At 49.2% G+C, this 20,932-nt stretch carries 25 protein-coding genes; 9 read left to right on the top strand and 16 right to left on the bottom strand.

From position 1 onward, the window contains the following. Positions 1 to 268 precede the first annotated feature (268 nt). From GYRE_RS17505 to GYRE_RS17470, 8 genes are read left to right on the top strand one after another with little or no spacing between them, the layout of a single operon-like run. On the top strand, positions 269 to 1,543 hold the full coding sequence (locus GYRE_RS17505) for a PrgH/EprH family type III secretion apparatus protein (RefSeq protein WP_038256997.1): 1,275 nt from the start codon (positions 269 to 271) through the stop codon (positions 1,541 to 1,543). Beyond that, positions 1,536 to 1,799 carry a type III secretion system needle complex protein gene (locus tag GYRE_RS17500; protein ID WP_006820291.1) on the top strand — a complete coding sequence of 88 codons (264 nt, stop codon included), beginning with the start codon at positions 1,536 to 1,538 and terminating at the stop codon, positions 1,797 to 1,799. Before GYRE_RS17505 ends, GYRE_RS17500 begins: the two co-directional genes overlap by 8 nt. A 50-nt stretch (positions 1,800 to 1,849) precedes the next feature. Further along, complete coding sequence (sctI, locus tag GYRE_RS17495; protein WP_006820292.1) at positions 1,850 to 2,173, top strand: type III secretion system inner rod subunit SctI; 324 nt, start codon at positions 1,850 to 1,852, stop codon at positions 2,171 to 2,173. After that, positions 2,173 to 2,943, top strand: a complete 771-nt coding sequence (sctJ, locus tag GYRE_RS17490; protein WP_038256993.1) for a type III secretion system inner membrane ring lipoprotein SctJ — start codon at positions 2,173 to 2,175, stop codon at positions 2,941 to 2,943. Before sctI ends, sctJ begins: the two co-directional genes overlap by 1 nt. 20 nt (positions 2,944 to 2,963) lie before the next feature. Next, entirely contained in the window at positions 2,964 to 3,491 is a 528-nt protein-coding gene (locus tag GYRE_RS17485; RefSeq protein ID WP_112471454.1) for a type III secretion protein, read from the top strand. Continuing rightward, positions 3,472 to 4,152, top strand: a complete 681-nt coding sequence (locus tag GYRE_RS17480; RefSeq protein WP_006820295.1) for a hypothetical protein — start codon at positions 3,472 to 3,474, stop codon at positions 4,150 to 4,152. The genes GYRE_RS17485 and GYRE_RS17480 overlap by 20 nt, the downstream gene beginning before the upstream one ends. Then, positions 4,145 to 4,501 carry a hypothetical protein gene (locus tag GYRE_RS17475; protein WP_006820296.1) on the top strand — a complete coding sequence of 119 codons (357 nt, stop codon included), beginning with the start codon at positions 4,145 to 4,147 and terminating at the stop codon, positions 4,499 to 4,501. The genes GYRE_RS17480 and GYRE_RS17475 overlap by 8 nt, the downstream gene beginning before the upstream one ends. A gap of 44 nt (positions 4,502 to 4,545) precedes the next feature. Beyond that, on the top strand, positions 4,546 to 5,049 hold the full coding sequence (locus tag GYRE_RS17470; RefSeq protein WP_006820297.1) for a lytic transglycosylase domain-containing protein: 504 nt from the start codon (positions 4,546 to 4,548) through the stop codon (positions 5,047 to 5,049). A 373-nt stretch (positions 5,050 to 5,422) separates the two neighbouring features. Here the strand turns inward: GYRE_RS17470 and GYRE_RS24295 are convergent, their stop codons facing one another. From GYRE_RS24295 to GYRE_RS17425, 10 genes are all read right to left on the bottom strand, one after another. Beyond that, positions 5,423 to 5,998, bottom strand: coding sequence for a transcriptional regulator (locus GYRE_RS24295; RefSeq protein WP_006820298.1), 576 nt, complete (start codon positions 5,996 to 5,998; stop codon positions 5,423 to 5,425). 551 nt (positions 5,999 to 6,549) lie between these two features. Beyond that, a complete protein-coding gene (locus tag GYRE_RS17465) occupies positions 6,550 to 7,467 on the bottom strand; it encodes a fimbrial protein (protein WP_006820299.1) in 918 nt (305 codons plus the stop codon). 17 nt (positions 7,468 to 7,484) lie between these two features. After that, positions 7,485 to 8,045 carry a fimbrial protein gene (locus GYRE_RS17460; RefSeq protein ID WP_038256989.1) on the bottom strand — a complete coding sequence of 187 codons (561 nt, stop codon included), beginning with the start codon at positions 8,043 to 8,045 and terminating at the stop codon, positions 7,485 to 7,487. Between the two features lie 9 nt (positions 8,046 to 8,054). Further along, on the bottom strand, positions 8,055 to 8,579 hold the full coding sequence (locus tag GYRE_RS17455) for a fimbrial protein (RefSeq protein WP_006820301.1): 525 nt from the start codon (positions 8,577 to 8,579) through the stop codon (positions 8,055 to 8,057). A gap of 10 nt (positions 8,580 to 8,589) precedes the next feature. After that, positions 8,590 to 9,096, bottom strand: coding sequence for a fimbrial protein (locus tag GYRE_RS17450; protein ID WP_051860986.1), 507 nt, complete (start codon positions 9,094 to 9,096; stop codon positions 8,590 to 8,592). Between the two features lie 10 nt (positions 9,097 to 9,106). After that, positions 9,107 to 9,727: a fimbrial protein gene (locus GYRE_RS17445; RefSeq protein WP_038256986.1), complete on the bottom strand. Its 621-nt coding sequence runs from the start codon at positions 9,725 to 9,727 to the stop codon at positions 9,107 to 9,109. Between the two features lie 5 nt (positions 9,728 to 9,732). Then, on the bottom strand, positions 9,733 to 10,485 hold the full coding sequence (locus tag GYRE_RS17440) for a fimbria/pilus periplasmic chaperone (protein ID WP_006820304.1): 753 nt from the start codon (positions 10,483 to 10,485) through the stop codon (positions 9,733 to 9,735). An 88-nt stretch (positions 10,486 to 10,573) separates the two neighbouring features. Next, positions 10,574 to 13,090: an outer membrane usher protein gene (locus tag GYRE_RS17435; RefSeq protein WP_038256982.1), complete on the bottom strand. Its 2,517-nt coding sequence runs from the start codon at positions 13,088 to 13,090 to the stop codon at positions 10,574 to 10,576. Continuing rightward, a complete protein-coding gene (locus GYRE_RS17430) occupies positions 13,090 to 13,647 on the bottom strand; it encodes a fimbrial protein (protein ID WP_006820306.1) in 558 nt (185 codons plus the stop codon). Before GYRE_RS17430 ends, GYRE_RS17435 begins: the two co-directional genes overlap by 1 nt. Positions 13,648 to 13,701: 54 nt before the next feature. Next, positions 13,702 to 14,238, bottom strand: a complete 537-nt coding sequence (locus tag GYRE_RS17425; protein ID WP_006820307.1) for a fimbrial protein — start codon at positions 14,236 to 14,238, stop codon at positions 13,702 to 13,704. Positions 14,239 to 14,480: 242 nt separating this feature from the next. Here GYRE_RS17425 and GYRE_RS17420 point away from each other — a divergent pair, with 242 nt between their 5' ends. Beyond that, positions 14,481 to 15,689, top strand: coding sequence for a coiled-coil domain-containing protein (locus tag GYRE_RS17420; protein WP_006820308.1), 1,209 nt, complete (start codon positions 14,481 to 14,483; stop codon positions 15,687 to 15,689). 81 nt (positions 15,690 to 15,770) lie between these two features. On the opposite strand, the gene GYRE_RS17415 is transcribed toward GYRE_RS17420, so the two are convergent. From GYRE_RS17415 to sctR, 6 genes are all read right to left on the bottom strand, one after another. After that, a complete protein-coding gene (locus GYRE_RS17415; RefSeq protein WP_038256975.1) occupies positions 15,771 to 17,192 on the bottom strand; it encodes a protein kinase family protein in 1,422 nt (473 codons plus the stop codon). Positions 17,193 to 17,266: 74 nt separating this feature from the next. Further along, positions 17,267 to 18,094 (bottom strand): DUF1460 domain-containing protein, encoded by an 828-nt coding sequence (locus tag GYRE_RS17410; RefSeq protein ID WP_051860985.1) that lies wholly within the window; start codon positions 18,092 to 18,094, stop codon positions 17,267 to 17,269. 105 nt (positions 18,095 to 18,199) lie between these two features. Next, entirely contained in the window at positions 18,200 to 19,249 is a 1,050-nt protein-coding gene (locus tag GYRE_RS17405) for an EscU/YscU/HrcU family type III secretion system export apparatus switch protein (protein WP_006820311.1), read from the bottom strand. Next, positions 19,242 to 20,015: an EscT/YscT/HrcT family type III secretion system export apparatus protein gene (locus tag GYRE_RS17400; protein WP_006820312.1), complete on the bottom strand. Its 774-nt coding sequence runs from the start codon at positions 20,013 to 20,015 to the stop codon at positions 19,242 to 19,244. The genes GYRE_RS17405 and GYRE_RS17400 overlap by 8 nt, the downstream gene beginning before the upstream one ends. Then, positions 20,012 to 20,278: an EscS/YscS/HrcS family type III secretion system export apparatus protein gene (locus tag GYRE_RS17395; protein WP_006820313.1), complete on the bottom strand. Its 267-nt coding sequence runs from the start codon at positions 20,276 to 20,278 to the stop codon at positions 20,012 to 20,014. The genes GYRE_RS17400 and GYRE_RS17395 overlap by 4 nt, the downstream gene beginning before the upstream one ends. Continuing rightward, positions 20,275 to 20,922: a type III secretion system export apparatus subunit SctR gene (gene sctR, locus GYRE_RS17390; protein ID WP_038256970.1), complete on the bottom strand. Its 648-nt coding sequence runs from the start codon at positions 20,920 to 20,922 to the stop codon at positions 20,275 to 20,277. The genes GYRE_RS17395 and sctR overlap by 4 nt, the downstream gene beginning before the upstream one ends. Between the last annotated feature and the right edge of the window lie 10 nt (positions 20,923 to 20,932).

Here is a 20,932-nt window from a genome sequence, read left to right as displayed (position 1 = left end):
ATTCAACAAAAAATCAACAAACAACATTGAGTTTAATAATCAGTAGCGCTACAGTGTGCCGTCTTAAAGATGCACTACCCGCATACCGTCAAATAAATTCATCGCGAATGGAATAATGTTTTTCATGCGCGAGGCACTTCATTGCTTTTGAGACCGTTACTATTAAATGGAACGGCTTAGCATTAGGAAGTTGTAGTGCAGATTAAAATAGAATCGCAAGAGCCATGCTCGTACGATTGCTTGTTTTCCATTATTAATGGCCTTTTCTATGAACAGCGACATGAACGAATTACATGATGATATGCCTGTACCAGAGGCACAGAAAAAATTCACCCTGAAGGTGCTGTTTGGACCCATGTTTGGCTGTGAACTCCACCTTCCAGCAGACGATTACTTTCTCATCATCAACCCGGGGCTTGCACTACAGGATAACGCTACTGCAACGATGTCGCCTGGAGATCATGCCGCAGCCTATACGCAGAATACGCTTTATCTCCCCTGTGACATGCCGTCACCCAACATTATCCTTCGTTTGTCGGCTCTTTTCCGGGATGAAGAGTCAGACGAAGGATATCGTCTTGAAGTACAGGGGGTAGATAGAAGCTACCCGGCGCTGCTGAAAGAAAATGAAGTTTTCGTTCATGAGCACATCCGCTTTGCCATCAAGCGTAACGAAGATGACTGGCCAGCAGAGATTAAAAACTTCAATCTTCCTCCGGCCCTCGATGCTGAATTTAGCGAACAGGATAAGCTGCAAGAGTTTAATGCAAAAAAAAATCATGCCCTGATTTTCGGTTCAGTCATTTTCTTACTTCTTGTGATTACCACGGGCGTTATTTGGTATAAAAACCGGGAAAGCGATCGGCAGGTTTTAACCTTAAATGAGGTGTTAGCAGGCGCACCGATGCCTGTAGATATTATTCGTGGCCGCGATAATAATCTTATCTACGTTCTTACTCAGAACTTTCAGGCAATGGAATGGACGCGGGAAGCGCTCTTCAAATTGCAGGACAGGGACAGCGTGGTTCCTGTTTGGTTAACACAGCAAAGAAATGAAGTCATTTCGCAGCTGGCGAATGCGGGCTACCCCGTTTTACAAATTGACTATTCTAAACCTCAGCAGCCGGCAATTGCACTTTACAGAGGATTAACCCTGCAGGAAGAGCAAAATTTCAAAGCTATTGTTTTGCAAAAAATCCCGTTTGCTCTCGATATCAAAATCCTGGTAAAAACAAAAGATCAGTTATTACAGGATGCTCGGCAGGGCCTGGATCGTTTGCACATTTACTACCGCCAAATTAATTCGACTAGCGGTTATGCTTTGGTGGTACGTGATGCCCTGAGCGACAGCGCTCTACGTTCTTTGCAGCATTTCATTAAACAGTTCAATCACCAATGGGGAAGCCGCGTGATTAATTTTTCAATTAATCTCGACGAAAACTGGTTACAGGATAAGTCATATGTTGACTCTTCTAATGGCTATCTGTTTTTGAACCCTCGTCATTGGTACTTTCCCCTAAAACAAGGAGACTTAAATGGCTGATACAAACGCGCGTACTGTAGATAACAATGGCTATTATCTGGATGAAGTATCCGCTGGCTTCGAAGCGGGTGCTGAAAAAATGATGGAAGAATTAAAGACAGCTGAGGAGGCGCTGAAAGCCGACCCGTCTGATCCAGCCGTGTTGGCCAACTATCAGTCGAAGCTACAGCAATACACGCTGTTTCGTAACGCGCAGACCAGTACCGTGAAAGCCTATAAGGATATTGGCGCAGCCATTATTCAAAACTTCCGTTAATTAACACGGGTACGTGTCGCTCTCGTACCCTTTTCTATTCTGGAGTAATTATGAGTCAATTTAATGAAGCCTTGTCGGCATTAACCAAGCTCTCGCCAAAAACCATCAACCCTGAAGATAACCTATCCGTAAGCGTTCACGATCGAAATTTTAATAATTTAGTGTCCAGCACGTTTACTAAAGTCAGCGAGACCGATGCGCAGTTTAAAAATGTGATTAATACCCTTAGTCAGTCTCCGCATTACACCAGCAATCCGGAGAAGCTACAGATGCTGCAAAACTATATCGGTGAATACAGTAACTACGTTTCTCTGGTGAGTACTCTTGCACGCAAGGCGGTGAGCACCATAGAAACTCTGGAAAAATCGCAATAATGATGAACAAATATTCACGCGTCCTCGCTGCCGTGCTGTTAACTTTTATGCTTAGCGCCTGTAATGACGAGAACCTACTCTTCAACCTTACCCAGGAGCAGGCCAACCAGGTTCTCGCTATTCTGCAGCAGCATAATATTTCAGCGAAAAAGGACGGCAATCTTAAGGCTGGCTATACCGTCTCGGTCGGGGAGTCTGAAAGTACCGCCGCACTGTCTATCATTAATCAGTACCAGTTGCCGTGGGCCGCTGACGTTCAGATCGGGCAGGCTTTTCCGGAAAGCTCTTTGGTTGCTTCCCCTAACGCCGAGCAGGCCCGCGTCCTCTCATTACAGGAGCAGCGGCTTGAGCAATCGCTACGCATGATAGCTCAGGTCGTCAACGCGCGCGTTCACGTCAGCTATCCCCCCTTTAATAACGATACGAGCGGAAAAAAAGCCACCGGCCACGTCGGCGTGCTTATTTCCTATAAAGGCGAGATTGACGATAATTTGTTTATCTCGCAGATAAAAACGTTGATCAAAAATAGTTTCGATGACGTGCGCTACGAGAATATTTCGGTGGTTCTGTTCCCCGCCCCGGTTATCCAGTACGTTGCGCCGATCAGAGTACCCGCCAGCATCCCTGCCTTGTGGATTATCCTCTTTTCCGCTATGGCTTTGTGCGCTACCGGCACGGCGGGCTTCATGCTCTATAAGCTTAGCCGCCGCCCGCCTTCAACCCAGGATAACGCTGCAGAACTGATTGAGGACGAGGCCGCGAAACCATGACAGTCGGAGATTCGCGCATAATGTCCATTTTATACGCCCCGGCAAGCTACACGCATCGCAGCCACCTGCCGGAGATATTCCGGGCGAGTGAAATCCGAGAGGACAGGCTACTTAATTTCTGGCTGCTAAGGTGCGGCAAACTCTCTGACCTACCTGCTCGCTGGCAGCCCGACGAAGCCACGTGTTCGCTATTGCTTTCGCACTGGCATCTGATTCCCCTTGCTGCACATTTGATTGGTGGCTATCTGCAGCGGAACAGGCTGCCTGAAATGGGCGCTGTGCTGATGTCTGACCCGCGTCTGCAGGCCTTTATCTCTTTGCCGCTGCTTCACGAGGTAACGCTTGAAGGCGATATCCCGTTTGATACCGCTTCTTGCGGCGCAACGTTCCTTCTGGGGCAGTTCCCGGGGTTACCTGCCGCGCTGCGACAGCGTTTGATGCTGCACTTTCCTTCCGGCATGGCGCTTGCGCAATTCACGGCCCCCAAAACGCTAAACCACATTAATTTGCTACGAATGGCCTTCACCTATGCGCACCATTACTATTGATGAGTTACCCGAAGATCTGCATCGCCTGACGTTGATTAAATCTTCTGAGCGAACCCGCCATCAGCGGATGGCTGTGGCGCTGGAACGTACCCTAAATCGCTGCAGTGAAATTCATGCCGAGTATGAGTTACAGACGGTCAGGCTGCGTGAAAACTGTGAGAGGCAAGCGTTCCAGACCGGCTTTGAGCTGTTTTTCTCGCAGCTGGTGACGCTGCTTGACGAGTATCAGCGCCAGCAACATAAGCGGCAGGAAGTATTTCGCCAGCAGATCGCCACAGCGCTCAACCAGTCCTTACACGACCCAATGATCGTTGAGCGCATTATCCATCACCTTCAGGAACAGTGTGGGCATCAGAAAGCGCTACGCATCGTTATTCCCCGAGCGGTAAAGCTGCCGGACGGCGCGGACATTTCGAACTACCTGTATACCGAAGATAATCACATCACTGTGCAAAATGACATGGATGCGGTGCGCTTTCCTAGTGAAACGCTTTGCTGCACGTGGCTACAGCAGGCGGATGAAAAGACCGCCTGTTTTAATGAAACCATCAACAACCTGACGCCCGACATGCTTCGCAATCTGGCAGGGAAACTCATCGCTATGAGCCACCGGATGCCTTCAGAAGCCGTTAACTCAGATAAGGATGAAAACAATGAATAGCATCAACAGTATTGCCTCTTCCTCGCCGTACGTTAAAGACGGTGAATCGTCGGATGAGAGCTTTAACGATAAAGTGCTCCACTATTTTCAGCAGAATAAGCCCGAACACAAGCTGAGCGATATGATGGATGAAATGCGGGCACTTTCCCCCGATAAGAACGTATCGATGCACCAACTTAACGAAGCGCTGCTCTACTCAGATACCTATTTGCGCAATACCGATGAGTACAAAGATTATGCGAACAACGTGCTGGACAAACGCACCTTCCAACTGCTCGGCGTGAATATGTTTTTTAATAATATGATGTATAAAAGTTTCACCGAGACCGACAGCGATCCGTCGTTATAACCTTCTCTGCTATTAATCCCGGCATAGTGCCGGGTATACAAATCATGAAAATAAAATCATTTACGCCCGTTGCTTTAACCTTATCCCTTTTGTTCCCCCCTTTGGTTACAGCACAAAAGGTTGATTGCATTGTCGAAGCCGCGCAGTGCTTCCAGATTAACCCTCTGCTAATCAAGGCTATTATCTGGCAAGAGTCCAGAAACCGTCAGCAGGCAATGAATCACAATACGAATAGCACCGTAGATGTTGGCATAATGCAAATTAACACGGTGCATTTTAAGGCTTTGAAATCCCTGGGCATTGATGAAACTTTGTTACGAGAGAATAGCTGCGCTAATGTTTTTTCAGGTGCCTGGGTGCTCAAGCAAAGTATTGAACGCTATGGCTATACGTGGGATGGAATCGGTAACTATCATTCAAAGACGCCGGTGCATCATGACAGGTATGTCAAAAAAATAATTTCCCTGATTGCACATCAAACAGCAGTCATCGATAAAATAGAAGTGGCCAGACAAGAAGGCATCCGCGAGCGTTTCGTCTGTCGATAACGAGGAGTAAGAAATAACGCAAGCATCTTGCTTGCGTTTTGGCATCAGAATGACGAGGCCGCAAAGTCGATAAGCTTCAACAGGTGAGCGACTAAAAAATCATTGGCAAAAAAAGTTCATTGCGCTGTTTAATTGTTGTCTGCTAATAAATTCTAAAGCAATAATATCTAACGTTATTAATTTTTTTAAGGTATATCTTGCAGCGTGACGCATTGAGCGCTCAACAAATTCGCTTTAGGGTGGCAGATTACTCCTTCAGCCGCGTTGCAACAGTACAAAAAATTATTGCCAACCGGCGGGACGAGGTTAGCTAATGGCATCTGGCCAATATCATTATGATTTTTAATAAAATCCAAGGTGTTACTTCTTGCCGTCATGGCAAAAAAAATGAAAAGAGACAAAAAAAAATTGCAGCTACTGTACTTAAAAAAAACGTCTGCGGCGAAAACCTCTTTCTGTCTGGCACCGTTCTGGGAGCAGAATAAGGGATAACCGACATCGAATTAGCACTCACGGGAATGACGTTAATCATCGACTGGGTTGAAAAGGAAACGTTATCTACTTCGATGTTTCCAGGAAAAGATGACTCATAGCCAGGTTTATCGGGTTCCGCTTCAGGCTCTTCCCAGCAGGGCTCGGCTGTGAGTTGATACCCCAACTTTGGGATAGTGACAATAATACTCTTCGTATCATCTCCCAGGCTTACTCTTAAAGAACGGATCATCTGTGCGATGCTTTGCGAAGTCACATAACCGCCTCCCCATACTTCAGCAAGAAATTCAGCCTGGGAAACCGGTTCAGGGTATTGTGCGCAAAGTAATGCAAGCACATCTGACTGTTTTTTCCTTAATTGTAAAACGGTATCGTCTTGTTGCAGCGTTCTGGATTTTGGATTAAATGTGAAATTAAGAAAGTAAATTTTTCCTGTATTTACTACGCATTTTTTCATTTTAAATCCCTCTGGCGTTTAGCTTTATGAGTGAAGGTACCTTCAGGAAAACGCATGAGTGAATATATCAATCCATGATCTTAAATATATCCTGCCAAATCTTCAGACAACAAAAACCCAACTCACTGGTAACTTTAATTTAACAAATTAGCGGGGAGTAATGCCTTCTTTATCACGATATAGACAACAGAATTGATCTCGATGCGAATTTACTGTTTTATGAAATAATATTTTACCATTCAAATCATAATGTGTGAAATTGCTTTCAGCGATCAATCCATATTAGTCAATAGCCAAAACAAATCACTCAGTTTATTTTTAGGAACACATTTTTAGTCTGTTCACCCTTATAAGAAGTATTGAAAAAGGACGTCCCTGTCGCCACTGAAAGTAATGTCTTCACGCTACATGAATATTTACTTTTCCTGAATGATAACTAACAATATGAATACGTATTATGAGAAGGAAATACTTAATACACCCTCTTTTTTGTAGGCAGAAACATAACACGCGCTGGTAAGACGCTCTATCAAAAAACGCCTCAAGCAATCCTACTGCTGGGTGATGATCAATGTCGCCGAGGCGTTAAAAGCACCTGTTTTTATATCTTCATAACTGACCGAGGTAGGTTTGACTGGCGTAAAACTCAGTGGTACCGAAATACTGCCATTTACCACACTAAGCTGCTGCGTGTTACCGTTTGTAACAATATTCCCGTTCCAACGCATGACGACCCCGAGATTATTGTTACTGGTAGTGATGGCATTATTATTCCAAGAGGTAGGAGTTGTGTTCATCTTTACTTCAAAATCAACTTCATGGGTGACATCACAGGTTATGTTGAGGCTTTTTTCCACCGTCTGTGTAGAAGTTCCTGAGCTTTGAATCTCACTTCTTTCAAGCTCTCCCAGTTCAACTAACAACGTCTCTCCAGAGAGGATTTTGCAAGTTGACGTGTTTATATCAACATCGTTCGCCGCAATGAAATACCAGATGTAATAGTTTTGCGCACCGTGGTTATTTCTCTGGATAAACTTAATTTGCGCAAGCCTGTCTCCACGCCTGATCTGCAACGACTTACCCATGCTGGTTAGCTCGAAATAAAGCTCTACGGGTAAGCTTTTAGTTTCCTGGGCATTGAGACTAAAAATCTCAACTTCAGGTACAGGTTCAGGATAAACCTTTCCAGAAATGATAACGCCGCCCTTAAGATCCTTGAAAATGGCGGAATTGAGGCTCATTCCGTTACTGGCAAGCCACATCGAATCGACCCAACCGCCGTCTACAGAGTCGTTCTTACAGCTGATCTGCGAACGGAGATCGACAATCTTGTTTCTACCGGTATTGACGTCCGGACTGACGGTTACGTTAACATTAGCATCTCCGCCATTCCAGCCAATGGAGTTACACGAGTAGGCCCATGCGCCCTGATGCACCGCCAGCAGCATAATAAATAGGGGTAATTTCATATCTGAATGTGAATCTCCTAGGGATAATTAAGCTCGAATGTCGCCAGCGCCTCAAATGCTCCACGGCGCAAGGTATGTGCGGCCAGCGCGGAAGGTTCTCCAATAACGTAACCGTACAGCACAAGATCATTAGTTCCACCGGCGAGCGTAAAAGCGGGCACGGTCTTATTGAGCGGCAAGGGTGTGCCGTCCTTTTGCTCCAGGCCAAGCGCAATGCCGCTGGCGGTCGAGTTGCTAAGCGCCAGAAAACCCGGTAATTCCTTGCTCTGCGTCCCTTTAAACGTGACCTCTACCTGATTACCCAGGCTCAGATCGCACTCCAGAAGCCTGAGGGTGAAGGGCTGCGCGTGGGTACGGGTGTTAAGGTATAAATAGGTATCGATTACCGTGCCGAAATCCAAAGTAATATCTGTCGTATTCGGGTCCAGCTCGCAGGGATCGGCCACCAGCGTCCCGTCAAATTTCAGGTTGTCGCTGGTGACTTTCACACCACCGTTTCCTGCCGCTGCGTGACCGGCTAAAACCATCATTAACAACAGTATGCCCGCGCTGCGTCCGGCTATCGTTCTACTCCCCATTCCTGCTCCTTATAAATACTCGGCCAGCAGCGTTGCCGTAGCAGAAAATGCCCCATCGCCCAGCTCATCGATGCTGGGATCTTTTACCGGCACAGCCTCAAGCGTGGGCGGATGCTGATAAAGAATGTCGAGGGGTTTGTTAATCTCCATCAACTGACCGTTCTGTTTAATCTGGATCCCCAGCCCACGAATATTGGTTGCCAGCGCGCTGCGGTCAAAGGACGTTGCGCTGCCGTTTACCGCAAGGGTCAGACGCCACGTGGGGTCAACGTCGTCGCAAATCAGCTGCCAGGCGATAGCCTGCTGGTAACGCACCCCGTCAACCTTATGGATGCCAACATTGTCAAAGTGGATGTTTACATCACGATCGTTATTGATGTGGCACGGATGGATCCTCAGCGTGCCGTGAAAGGAAATATCGTTACTGTCTCCGGTTGCTGCGGCATGCGCCGAAGTGAGCTGAACGCCTGGCCCGGACAACAGCAGCGCTAGCGCCAGGCTCCTTCCACAGCCGCCATAAACTTTGTTCTTCACCCTGATTGCCTCAGTTATAAGCCACTTTTAACGTGGCGCTGGCGTTGAATGCCTGTCCGTCCTGAAAACGTGCGCCGGTCTGTTTTTCCAGTACGGCGTACAGCAAAGGCTGGCTAGCGTTATCGAAGTTGAACCATTGGTTTACCGACAGCGTTTCGCTTCCTTTAAGCAATTTGATGCCAAGCCCGCTGGCATCGGTTTTTAGCTGTTTTCCATCAAAGCTGGCAGCACTACCGGCAATCTGCATTTGCAGCGTTTTGCCGTCCGGATCGCCTTTGCAGGACACCTGATAGGGAACGGGCTGTTTATAGGCCTCACCGATAATCTCATTGATATAGACGTCCCCGAATTCCACCTTAATCGGGTCAGTTCCGCTAAAAGTACATGATGCGGTCGCCACCACCGTGCCGGTAATACGAACATCTAAATTACTGGAGCCCGCGGCTGCCGTATCACCCGCCAGCAGCATTTCCGTCATTGCGAACAGGGCTATGGCTCCCCATCGGGCAAATATCATCTTTGGATCCTTAGTCATAATTCAGTCTGAAGCCGACCGTAGCCTGCCATGTCCCCGCCGTTAACGGAGCAGAAGTGCGTTCGGGCTGCACGTAGTAGACCAGCGCATCATTGGTCGGGGTGACAAACTGCGGCAGCGTACGCTCGCCTAATCGCACGTCATGCCAGGCGCTGTCGGCGATCCTCAACCCCAGCCCGGTGAGGCCGTTCACCTGCACCAGCTCGGGGCTGTCGGCATCCGCCGGGGCCAAAAAAGTCACGCTGACAGCCGGCTGAAGCGGATCCCAGCTGCTGTTCCCGCTCCGCGTATTGAGCATCTCTGACCCGCTGCGCACGCAGTCACGTAACCTCAGCGTAAAGGCTACCGGCTCACCGCGATCGCCCGGATTTCGAAGCGCCTGGGTCGATGCGTTGCCGAGACTGACTTCCTGAGCTTGAGAAGTCATGTCGAGGCGACATGCCCCCTCAACAAAATCACCCGTAATATGCAGTGCCCCATTTACGCCTTCAACGTTCCAGTTGTCGGGCAGAGCCCAAGCCGTCGTCGGTAGCACCAGCGCCAATGCCAGGGCGCTGGCAACGCGGTTGCACCCTGCCAGAGCGTGGTAATTCCACTTGTTTTGCTTCTCCATCAGCCTCACCCGGCTTTACTCCCGATGACCCGGCAAACATTGTCCGCGCAGTTGAAGATAAGCTTCGGCCGCCCGCCGTAGTCGTTAATCCATGCCAGCATCGGTTTCTGTCCCAGCGTCGATGCCTTGATGTTCAACAAAGCATCTGAACGAGGGGCAATCATCACCGGATCGAAGCCGGCAATCGGGGGGCTATCCGAGCGTTCGTATGCCCCGGCCAGGGTCACGTAATAGGGGCCAGGATTAATAACGCGGTATTTATCGCCTTCTCGCTTAAGCGTGATTTTTTCCTGCCACACGCTTTCGCCTTCGGATCTATTGATTTCAATGGATTCAGGCCGATAGAACAGCTTGATTCGCGTCTGCAGGGCAATCTGCAACGTATTGGCTTTCGTGCTTTTGGGCGGGATTTCACGCAGATTAAAGTAAAACAGCGACTCTCGATCCTGAGGCAGCGTGCTGGGATCCCCCATCAGCTGCAGTTTCACCTGGCCTTTTGCCAACGGCTCTACTCGCTGTAGCGGCGGAAGCGCGGTCAGAGGCTGGGTGATTTTGTTACCTTGCTCATCTTCTACCCATGCCTGGGCCAGATAGGGCAACATTTTATTCTGGTTGGTAATATTTAAACTGATCGATTTATTTGCACCGTTAAACACGGCACGGGTGCGATCAAGAGCAATGGCCGCCGACGTGCTTTGGCTGACCAGGACGGCAATCAGGGCGGTGGAGGTCATCGTCAAATAAGAATAGTTTTTCATCTATTGAAACTCGCTTTGCAAGATGTCGCCGTGCCGTCATGCACGGCAACCGAATTGTCATTCAGGCTTTTGTCTGATTGCAGGTGGCTTAAGCCCGTACGCTTTGGCACAGCAGCATTAGATTATCGGTAGCCGTGGGCAACGGTTTCGGCAGACTCAGCTCGCACTGGGTTTTCCCGTCCCATACCACGCGCATCGCTTCTCCGGCGTTCATCCCGGTTAGCCAAACCTGGCCGCCATCGTTAACGATCCCAGCCTGATGACCGCCGAGCCCCATCACTACCGCACCAAACGGCGGCGTAGTACCGTCCGCAAGACGGACGGTGACCATCGCTTTTTCCCCGGCAATAACGCCGAAGCGACGCAGACCGATCGCGCCTTCGGTTAGGGTGCCCTGCACCACCGAGCGCGTAGCCTCAACATCATCCGCCAGCTTGTTAACGTCCACGCTAACGCTGCTTCGGTAATAGCTGCTGATGTCCGAGACGACGGCTTTGCCAAATCGGTTTGTCTCAGTAACACCGCCGTATCCCCGCACCGGAACGCCGCTGACGCCTGAGGTATCGAGCATCATCCGCGTCCCCCCCATTGTGCTAACACGGTGTAACGCAACGCCTTCCGTGGTGCCGGTTATGCCGCCCTGAGCTGAAAGGCCGACGGAGTGATAGCGGCTACCTTCGTAGCTGGCGTTGACGCTCATTTCCGCGCTATTCCCCTGATGGGTGAAGTAACCGCTGCCAACGGCATTACCTCTGCTGCCCGCACCGGCCTTAACACGATAGCTGTTATTGCTATCGAGGCGGTCGAAATACCCCACCGCGGTGCTATTACCCGTGCTGCCCGCCTGGCTGTCGAAACTCAACGTGCTACTGTTCCCCCACGGCAATGACAGACTGAGATACATGCCGTCATCGCTGGTGTTGTTATAAAGCGTTCGATAGGCCGACAGGTTGAGGCTGACGTTTTTAAAACGCCAGGCATCGAAATAGCGCGATAGGGAGAGGTTGTAACTATCGTTATCCGGGCGATTCCAGTAGGTTTGGTGGCTATAGTTTGCATAAGCGCTTAGGCCCAGACTGCGGAATTGCTTATTGAAAGCGATGGTGTACAACTCTTTATTGTTGTTACCAACGATGCCGTGATAGCGCACGTTCAGATATTCGCTCATGCTCATAAAATCGCGCTGAGAAAAGCGGTAGCCTGCAAAGGTGACCTGGCTATCATATTCGTCAAAACGTTTGGAATAGCTAAGACGCCACGAGCCGCCCGTTTTGGTGTTGTCCCTTGGCAGTTCCGCATGGGACTGGGTAACGTCAAATGAGAGCGCCCCTAACGCCAGCAAATCTCGGCCAATTCCTGCCGCCAGCGCGTGATAGTCGTCGGCCAGCAAACTCCCGCCGTACAATGACCAACCGTTATTCACGCCCCAGGAGAATTCGCCGGTGGCAAACCCCGGCCCCTGGCTATCGTGCCGGTAATCCGAAGGTTTACCGAAGGCGAGCTTGTAACGCACGCTGCCCGGGCGCGTAAGATAGGGAATGCTTGCCGTATCCACCTGGAAACTATGCGAAGTGCCATCCTGTTCCTGAACCTTCACGTCCAGCGTACCCGAAACGGCGGTGTTCAAATCCTGAATCCGAAACGGCCCGGCGGCGACCGTGGTTTCATAGATAACCCTGCCCTGCTGGCTAACGGTCACTTTAGCGTTGGTTTTTGCCACGCCGACGACCTCCGGCGCGTAGCCGCGCAGATTTGGTGGCAGCATATTGTCATCAGACTCCATACTGGTTCCGGTGTAGCGGAAACTGTCGAACATGCCGGAGTTGAGGTAGTTCTCACCGAGCATCAGCTTCGATTTTAACGAGGGGATTGCCCGCCAGGCGTAGTACCGGCTCCACTGCCAGTCACGCTGCGTGTTGTTCATGGAGCCACGGGTATGGTTGTACTGCCCTTGCCAGTCGGCGCGAAAACGCCAGGCCCCCAGGTTAAACCCCGTGGTTCCGTTGCCGCTAAGCGACTGGACATCTCTTCGGCTCGCGCCGGTAAAACGCGACGACTGTCCGTTAAGGTTGTAATCAAAAATTCCCCCGGCAATACCGTCATCCCAGCGAGCGGGCGGATCCCAGTTGTCGGCGGTATATTCCAGATACGCCTGGGGAACGTTCAAGTAGAGCGCGCTTTCGCCTAGATCGGCCCTCGCGGTTACCCCCGGCAGGCTCACGGTATCCAGACACTGCCCGTTGTGCCACCACATGAGATCGCGCAAAGCAGAAGCTTTTAATCCCAGTTGGGCAATGACCTGTGGCGTAAGGCACACCTGGCTGCCCTGAGGATCGTTGTCCGGTTTAATAAACGCTAACGTTTGCTCCGGCAGCTCGGCTTTGTTCAGACGGATAACCATCTGATACTTACCCGGCATGATGTACCCTGCCTGAGAAAACTGGCTAAGGTCGATGTGTGAACGGTCACTAATATCCAGGACATCCGTGTTGAATTCTATTGCCTCTGCCGCGTATCCCTTTGCCCCCTGAAAAGCCAGCGCTACCATCAGCGCTACAGGACAACGGCGCAGCCCTGCACCGGCGTGATATAAAACCTGCCTCATCAAAAATAATCCAGTTTAAAACGCACGGTAGTGGAGTAAGCCCCGGCCCGTAGTTTTTGATGGTTGCCCACCAAACGTAGTGAGTAATCAAGGCGCATGGCGCCGGGCTGCAGCAGGCCCGCCTGCGAAGCAATGCCGGGATGCATACGGTTTCCTGTTGCATCAGAAATCTCTAACCCGATACCTCGAGCGCCACCGTGGAGCGCAAACAGCTCGCCGTCAGTAACGGGGCCATCAAAGGTCACCATGAAATGCGACCAGTCCTGCTGGTTAGGGATCAATTGCTCAAAGGCACAATTTTCCAGATGAATACTGAATGGCTTAGAAGGGCCAGCACCGTCACGAATCACTTGTTCTAGTGGGATAGTCATCAGATCGATCACCTGTTCCCGACTGGCCACGGCGATCGCGCAGGGCGTGTCGATGATCGAACCCTGCATGCTTACCTTTCCATGTCCCTGATCCGCCGCATTCTTCGCCAGCACACCTGAAGAGATCAGGGATAGCACAAACCACACCAGCAGAGAGGGCACTACAAACGAAGCACTGCTATTCATAGGTATCTCACAAACGAAAACCGTATAGAAAAACGCAGAAGGCCTGCTGCGTGCTTACTGATAGGCCAAAGTAAAATTGGCAACCGAGGTGAAGGATCCCGGCACGACCGTTGTGCTCCCGCCATTTCCTTTGAGGTAGGCGGAGTAAGTTAGCGTGTTATCACCCTGCTGTGTTTTTGTCGCGGAGCTGGCGGTCCCAAGCGGAATGTTGGTGCCCTCATCGTTGGTAATACCGATAGCAGCCCCGCTGGCGCTGCTGCCGACAATAGCCAAATAGCCGGGCTGAGCGCTGGATTCCGGTCCGGTAAAGGTAATGGTGACGGTTTTATCCGTAAGCCCCGAGAGATCGCAGCTTTCCAGTTTGATATCAAACGGACGTGGGTTGGACTTTCCGCCGTTGAGCAGCGATTTATTGGAGATTTCGCCCAAATCGACGGTCTGCTCAATGGTTTCAGGGGTAATTGAACATGGAGCATCAATAATACTGCCGGTAAACTTAACCGTGCCGTGGCCCTGATCGCTTGCCTGTGCCTGGCCTGCCAGTACGGCAGCCCCCATACCAAAGACCCAAACCAATTTGGTTAATTGCATTTACTCATTCCTTTATAAGTTTCTTAACTAGCGTTCGTCACAAGAAGTCTCGTTACCACAACTGCGCAACGGGAATATTCTAATTTACGTTAGTGCTCTAATCACTTATATCAAAAATCGCCTCAATTTCGCCCACGAGCGAAATATATAAAAAGCGTTTTTTAGAAGAAACTTTCTGGAGAGAGTCATACAATTTAGCACATTGCTAAATTATCTACTAAATCGACACCCGGAACTAAATCATGTCTAACTCATTAAGCGTACGCGACCAAAACAGCTTCATTTCAGCCTATAAAAACTTACTTAACGACAGTGACAAACGCATTCATAAAGGTGATGTCAACACGCTAAACAGAATCCTCAATAAATGCGATAAAGTTGAGGTCGGCCAGCTGCTAATGACAAAAATGGAATCATACCCAAAAGATCCTGCCGGGTTGAAAGATACTTTTAGTAAGTTATTTGACAAGCTTGAAGCGCAGAACTCCAAAATGCATGATAAGAAAGAAGAGAAGCTTAAAAATATTCAACAGAAGCTTGCCCCGGTCGTGCTGGACATTCATAAAAATGAAATAAATGCTCACAATGCAAAAATAGCCGCCGAAATCGAAGGCCTTTCCGATGGTCTCCAGCTTATTTCTAAAAATATTTCTCACGAAAAAAACGAGATCGCCAAACTTCAGGGAAGTATCGATAAAACTGATGCACAAATTAAGAAACTGCATAATGAGATTAAACCTCTGGCCGATGCGCTAAAGGATACCTCACCGAAAGACTTTGCGGCCAAAGATGCCGAACGTTTAAAAAATACTGAAGTAAAAATCAGTAAGCTCGAGGCCGAACAAAATGCTGAAATCAGTACATTAAATAAGAAAATTGCCGCGCATGAAAATAGTCGCGCGGTGCTACTTGATTTTGCAAGGAGGCACGGTGTAAGCAATGCCGAGCAGGATCTTAAAAAAGCTGAGGCTGGCTATATTTATGATAAGCGTGACACTGGTTTTGGCACCACCAGCTGGAGTGATCATTTGGGCAGCGATAAATATGCCATCAAGAACTTCGGCTACGATTTAAAAGAAGGCCGCCGTGAATATTCTGATCTCATTAAAGTGCCTAACCATGAGGGCAAGCAGTGGCAGAAACTGATGCAGAACTTCGGTGATGCTCCAAAAAACATTAAGGCTCTGCAAAGGGAAATATCACAACTTAAGAATGAATATAAAAGTGATATCAGTCAGGTTAAACTTGAAAACAATCTTTCTGCCAAACAGGAGATTGAGCAGCGAATTGATTTTAAACAAAAATCAATTCGCTCATTAGAAAACAATAATGAAATTACATCACGCAAAATTAAATCATGCCATGACTATATATCTGCGCTAGAAGCCAGGAAGAGCCCGCTCATAGCGAAAATGGACGAACTTAAGTCCCATATAAAACAAAACAGCTAAATCATTCTATTTCTCAGAAGCTAAAATCCACGCCATGGCGTGGATTTTAGTTTGCAACGTAAGCCGCTGATACCAGTTCAACTACCTTTTCGCTTCACTCCACTCTATTGTCTTCTTGACCAAAAAACTATCCTCACGCGCGGGCATCCTGAAGCTATCTCTGGAAACAAATTCCATCGCAACTTCGCTGTTATCATGGCGTGGTGATTCAACGGTGGTATTCATTAAATCATTATGTTCGTCGAGAAGGTTGGAGTAATATTCAATATCTTCGAGGTTGTTACTCCTCTGCGCAGCATGAAGCTTCACTTCATAGCTGATGCGAATCTGCTGTTCAAGCGCGTCAGTAACTACTGAAACCCGACGTTCCCGGCGTTTTTCCTGCGACAGGACGATTTGGTCTCCATCGACAAAAAAAAGCTCATCATTTTTAATCAGGATGTTGCCATGCACATTCAAATCATGCATATACACCCCTCGCTCATACAACAGGTTGTCGGCGCGCTCATAATTGGCATCAGTTCCAGTATCAAATACTTTGCCATTGATGTACTTTGAAACCAGGACCTCCATTTTTTTATTATCAAAAGAAATCTGCATATACCGGGAAAAGTCAGGGTCGCGGTTAGCACGATTTAAATAATGGCTCACGCGTTCTGGATGCGCATTTCTGTGCTCGGCAGAATGAGTATCTATCATGTTTCCTGTACTGTTGACCGGGATTTTTACGGCGTATTTTCCTTCAAACAAATAGACGCTCCCGTAGCTACCGCTGCCGATAAACTTGAGTTTTGCCAGGCTCTCTTTCGTGATATTGCCTTCGGCAGCCATTTTCTCAATAAACCGATCGATATCTGCCGGGGCTGAGCTATCCGCTTCATCTCGCATAGCGACCAGCTCACTAACCCGCGTATTGAAATGCGTCAGATCTTCCACATACGTTGACAGATGTTTTTCTAACCGGTGCTGAAAGGCTGAATAAAAATGCGCTTCGCCGCTCCCCTCGAACCCAGTGTCTACGGTGCGGCTACGGATTTCGCCATTGTTATCGTTGAAGAGACAGGTTTTTAAGAACTCCAGATTATCTGCAGAGCAATCAGCCTGCGCCAGTACAATTCCATCAAATTTCATGTCAATGACGGCTACCCCATCATCTCGTTGTTGCACCTCGATTGAATATCGACTGACAGCTTCAGGTTTTGAGTTATCGATTAATTTGACAAAACCAATGATCGGCCTCCACTGGGTAACGTCACTACCCTGTGGCATTATCTCTAATGACATGGGTCGCGATATTTCGGGGTGGTTCCGATGTTGATATAATAAATGGTGTATCTGATAATATTCCGAAATAGCGCTCTTTCTCGTAAATATATGCCTGAAGTAATCGATAAATTTTTCAAAACGACTGAACTGATAAACGTCTTTACCCTGTAAAAGGTCTGACATCCGCTCTCTGGAAATATGGCAAACATCGTTAACAAATGGAATAGCAACCGACATAGTTCCCTCCAGTACATGATTGCAAATTAGCCTGTAATAAAGTTATTAACGGGTGAGGTATCTCTGAGCTATATCTAATTCGCCCGCAGCACAACGATGCCGGGTTTTGAACGCATATAATTAAGGAAGGGGGTATCAACAACCTTGCGGTTTGCAGACAGCGAGGAAGCATTGCGGAACCAGACGGCATCGCCCGCACGAATCACAATCCCCGTATGAGAGACATCCAGCCCCTGCATGGGCGAATAAACACCGACATAATCGCCATTGTGCAGACGTTCAAGTACCGAGCGGTCGATAGCGTATCCCGGTATATAGTTTATCTTTCTGGTAATAATACCCAGTCCCGGGATGTATTCCCCTCCCCCCGGTTTAAGATTGAGGTGCTTTTCAGCCGTAAGATAATGGGGACTTATCTCCGGTGTAACATCCCGCGCATTATGTGGCGACGTGGCGAACCAGTCAGACAGAAAATGACGGCGGGTCAGGTAGCTCACTTTGCCATCAACATAGCGCGTTTTTACCAGTTGCCGAAGAAACGCTTTACGCGTATCGCTTTTCGTCAGGGCCTGAACATAGTCCACCAGGGTAAAACAGTCGACGCCCCTGAGATTGACAACCAACTGTTCCGGCGTACTTTGAGAACCGATCAACGTTTCACCCTGGTAGGGAGTCTGCAGGAACGTCGATGAAACATGGCTTATTAAATCCCCCTGCTTTGCTTTGGCGTTCGGCAACACTTCGCCCTGGATAACTTCATCCACTTTTCGCGCGCTATACCCGTCGATGACGGTTTTGTATTTAGCCACATCGGCCATTGCGTATGACGTAAAACAGAGTGATGCCAATAAAAATCCGTATCGCAACATAACTTTCTCCTGATAAAAACTGCGCATCATCATTACCGATTCATCTATTCAACACGTGCCGATAGTAAACCGGTCATTGAGCCGCAGATATCAGGGTATAACCTGATAAAGATGACTGAAGGCCACAGTGATATTCCGTTACACATGAGCGTCGTAATCAAGCTCCAGTACCATACGCAGCAAAGCAGCAACGGGTTCAAACAGGGATTCAGGGATCGCCTCACCCGCTTTGACGCTAAAAAATAGCTGGCGCGCCAACGCAATATTCTCCACCACAGGAACAGACTCCCTGATGGCGAGAGCGACAATATGTGCTGCCCTCGCCTCTACGCCTTTTTCGAGCACCGTAGGGATCGGCGTGTCGACAGGATCGTAGCCCAGGCAAATGGCGATATGCGTAGGGTTGCGAATAACCACCGCAGACTGCTTCACGTTTTGCGCTAAACTGCCGCTTTGCATTTCGCGTTGTACTTCACGCCGCCGTTTTTTAACCTGCGGGTCACCTTCAATATCTTTAGTTTCCTGTTTGACATCCTCCTTACTCATTCGCTGTTGTTTCATCGTGTTGTGCGTCTGGAAGGCATAATCAACAACGCCCAGAACCACGTAAAACGTCAGCAATGCATACCATATCCAGCGGATCATAATCGTGAAAAGTGGGATCGCGCAGCTCGCGTCACAGTACGGCAGTGCCTGAAACGTTGTCGAAAAATAGCGGAAAAGAGAGATGAAAATCAGACACAATAAAATGACTTTCAGACAGGATTTAAACAGCTCCACCAGACTGTGCACGGAAAAAATCTGTTTAAGATTATTGACTGGGTTAATTTTGTCGCCTTTGACGCCAACCGCCTTCGTGGCAAGCATAAAACCGACCTGCGCAACCAGACTTACGATGGTTGCCGCCGCCAGCATACCGCCGAACAGGGCAAAAAATTCGCCTCCTGCACGCAGCAATGCCTGCGTCAACAGGCTGAAGGCATAGTCAAAGGGTTGATTGATGAGTCGTGAAGCCAGCAACATCAGCTCAGCAATCTGGTGCACAACTTCATCGGCAAAAAAATGAAAAAAAGCCAGTATTGTTAGCAGCTGGACACCGGAGGTTATCTCCAGGCTTTTGATTACCTGCCCCTCCTGGCGGCTATCACGCTTCTTTTTCTCGGTAGGCTGCTCGGTTTTTTCACTCATGGCTGGCTAACCACTGGCTCACATGCCGGTAAAGCGTTTCACTCTCAAGCTGATAGTGGTGGAAGGCGTACGGCAAGGAGAGCAGCAATAGCAAGAGCGCCAGCGCACTTTTCACCGGCATGGATAAGAAGAACACGTTGAGCTGCTGAGCGGACCGGTTAAGCAATCCGAGCGCCAGGTCCGCGAGCATCATGCAGAGCACCGCAGGCAGAGAAAAGCTCAGACACAGCTGGTACAACACGCGCCACTGCGCCAGCAAAAAGTGTAAAAAGGGTACGTTGAAAGCCAGCGCCTTGCCGGGAGGTAAATAGTGGTAAGAACCGTACAACGCCGTCAGGAGTTGACTGAATCCCCCGGTAATAAAGAAAAGCGCACACAGAAACTGGCTAAACAACAGGCCGAAAATCGACGTCTGTACCGACATCGCCGGGTTGAACACGGTTCCCATTGTGGCACCGCGTAGGGTGTCAATCAGGAATCCCGCCATGTCCACAGCCCAGAAGGGGATCGCGGCGCAAAATCCCAGCATCAAACCAATAACCAGTTCGCCTGGGATCACCCTCAGCCATGACCATCCCTGGTGAATCACCGGTTGAGTATAAAAAACCGGTAGTACCGGCAGCACTATCGCCAGCAGCACTCCGTTGCGAATCAGCGTCGAGCCGAGATTACCGGTCTGCAACAACGGGAAAAGTAGCGTTAGCCCAAGCGGTCTCATCATCGCCAGCGCCACGGTGACCAGCCCGTCACTGAGTGAGAGCGTCACCCGTGCATACCCGTCTGCAAAAACACCTGACGGGTATAGGCCAGAAGTAGCCCCCCCAGCCAGTGATAGGTCGCCATAATAACTAAGGCCACGGCAAGCAGCTTGATCATAAACTGCAGCGTCTGATCCTGAATCTGGGTCAGCGCCTGAAGGAGACTCACCGCAATCCCGACGACCGATGCGACCAGCACCACCGGCAATGAGGTCATGAGCACCAGCCACAGCAGCTCTGTAACGAAATGGGTTAGGTTGGCATCCGTCATCTAAAGCTCTGCACCAGTTGAGAAAGGATCAGGTCCCAGCCGCCAGCTAACAGGAAAATCAATAATTTGAACGGCAAAGAGATGGTCATCGGTGACACCATCATCATCCCCATCGCCAACAGGACGTTGGATACCAGCAGATCGATGGCCAGAAACGGCAGATAGATAAGCAGACCAATACGAAACGCCTGCGACAGCTGGCTGACGGTAAAGGCGGGCAACAGGATCAACAGTGAATCCGGCTTAACGCGACGCCGGGCTTCTTCCGGCCATGTGCTGGCTATCAGATGACGAAAATAATGCGCCTCTTTTTCATCGGAATTTTTTTGCAGAAACTGACGGTAAGGGCTAAGTGCGTGGCTGTCCCAGCCCTGTAACCAGGGTAAAGTCGCCTCTTCTTTCGCCGGATGCCACTCGGCTTTTACCGCCATCACCGTCGGCGCCATGATAAAGAGCGAGAGTACCAGCGCCAGGCCATAGAGCGCCATATTGGGCGGCACCTGCTGAATACCCAGCGCATTACGTAAAATCGAAAACACCACCGCCAGCTTCAGGAACGAGGTCCCCATCACGATGGCAAGCGGTAGCAGAGAGAGTAAAAACAGCAGCGCTATCAGCTGCCAGGGAGAGTCAGGTAAAGGCATGATCTGTCCT

This window comes from Yokenella regensburgei ATCC 49455, assembly GCF_000735455.1.
Classification (GTDB): domain Bacteria; phylum Pseudomonadota; class Gammaproteobacteria; order Enterobacterales; family Enterobacteriaceae; genus Yokenella; species Yokenella regensburgei.
The sequence above is the reverse complement of the archived record's forward strand: the minus strand, read 5'-3'. Positions and strand labels throughout refer to the sequence as shown.

Excerpts from the sequence above, each read along its gene's own strand:
- GYRE_RS17505 (WP_038256997.1), top strand. The coding sequence starts at position 269 with ATGAACAGCGACATGAACGAATTACATGATGATATGCCTGTACCAGAG.
- GYRE_RS17500 (WP_006820291.1), top strand. The coding sequence starts at position 1,536 with ATGGCTGATACAAACGCGCGTACTGTAGATAACAATGGCTATTATCTG.
- sctI (WP_006820292.1), top strand. The coding sequence starts at position 1,850 with ATGAGTCAATTTAATGAAGCCTTGTCGGCATTAACCAAGCTCTCGCCA.
- sctJ (WP_038256993.1), top strand. The coding sequence starts at position 2,173 with ATGATGAACAAATATTCACGCGTCCTCGCTGCCGTGCTGTTAACTTTT.
- GYRE_RS17485 (WP_112471454.1), top strand. The coding sequence starts at position 2,964 with ATGTCCATTTTATACGCCCCGGCAAGCTACACGCATCGCAGCCACCTG.
- GYRE_RS17480 (WP_006820295.1), top strand. The coding sequence starts at position 3,472 with ATGCGCACCATTACTATTGATGAGTTACCCGAAGATCTGCATCGCCTG.
- GYRE_RS17475 (WP_006820296.1), top strand. The coding sequence starts at position 4,145 with ATGAATAGCATCAACAGTATTGCCTCTTCCTCGCCGTACGTTAAAGAC.
- GYRE_RS17470 (WP_006820297.1), top strand. The coding sequence starts at position 4,546 with ATGAAAATAAAATCATTTACGCCCGTTGCTTTAACCTTATCCCTTTTG.
- GYRE_RS24295 (WP_006820298.1), bottom strand. The coding sequence starts at position 5,998 with ATGAAAAAATGCGTAGTAAATACAGGAAAAATTTACTTTCTTAATTTC.
- GYRE_RS17465 (WP_006820299.1), bottom strand. The coding sequence starts at position 7,467 with ATGAAATTACCCCTATTTATTATGCTGCTGGCGGTGCATCAGGGCGCA.
- GYRE_RS17460 (WP_038256989.1), bottom strand. The coding sequence starts at position 8,045 with ATGGGGAGTAGAACGATAGCCGGACGCAGCGCGGGCATACTGTTGTTA.
- GYRE_RS17450 (WP_051860986.1), bottom strand. The coding sequence starts at position 9,096 with ATGATATTTGCCCGATGGGGAGCCATAGCCCTGTTCGCAATGACGGAA.
- GYRE_RS17445 (WP_038256986.1), bottom strand. The coding sequence starts at position 9,727 with ATGGAGAAGCAAAACAAGTGGAATTACCACGCTCTGGCAGGGTGCAAC.
- GYRE_RS17440 (WP_006820304.1), bottom strand. The coding sequence starts at position 10,485 with ATGAAAAACTATTCTTATTTGACGATGACCTCCACCGCCCTGATTGCC.
- GYRE_RS17435 (WP_038256982.1), bottom strand. The coding sequence starts at position 13,090 with ATGAGGCAGGTTTTATATCACGCCGGTGCAGGGCTGCGCCGTTGTCCT.
- GYRE_RS17430 (WP_006820306.1), bottom strand. The coding sequence starts at position 13,647 with ATGAATAGCAGTGCTTCGTTTGTAGTGCCCTCTCTGCTGGTGTGGTTT.
- GYRE_RS17425 (WP_006820307.1), bottom strand. The coding sequence starts at position 14,238 with ATGCAATTAACCAAATTGGTTTGGGTCTTTGGTATGGGGGCTGCCGTA.
- GYRE_RS17420 (WP_006820308.1), top strand. The coding sequence starts at position 14,481 with ATGTCTAACTCATTAAGCGTACGCGACCAAAACAGCTTCATTTCAGCC.
- GYRE_RS17415 (WP_038256975.1), bottom strand. The coding sequence starts at position 17,192 with ATGTCGGTTGCTATTCCATTTGTTAACGATGTTTGCCATATTTCCAGA.
- GYRE_RS17410 (WP_051860985.1), bottom strand. The coding sequence starts at position 18,094 with ATGATGATGCGCAGTTTTTATCAGGAGAAAGTTATGTTGCGATACGGA.
- GYRE_RS17405 (WP_006820311.1), bottom strand. The coding sequence starts at position 19,249 with ATGAGTGAAAAAACCGAGCAGCCTACCGAGAAAAAGAAGCGTGATAGC.
- GYRE_RS17395 (WP_006820313.1), bottom strand. The coding sequence starts at position 20,278 with ATGACGGATGCCAACCTAACCCATTTCGTTACAGAGCTGCTGTGGCTG.
- sctR (WP_038256970.1), bottom strand. The coding sequence starts at position 20,922 with ATGCCTTTACCTGACTCTCCCTGGCAGCTGATAGCGCTGCTGTTTTTA.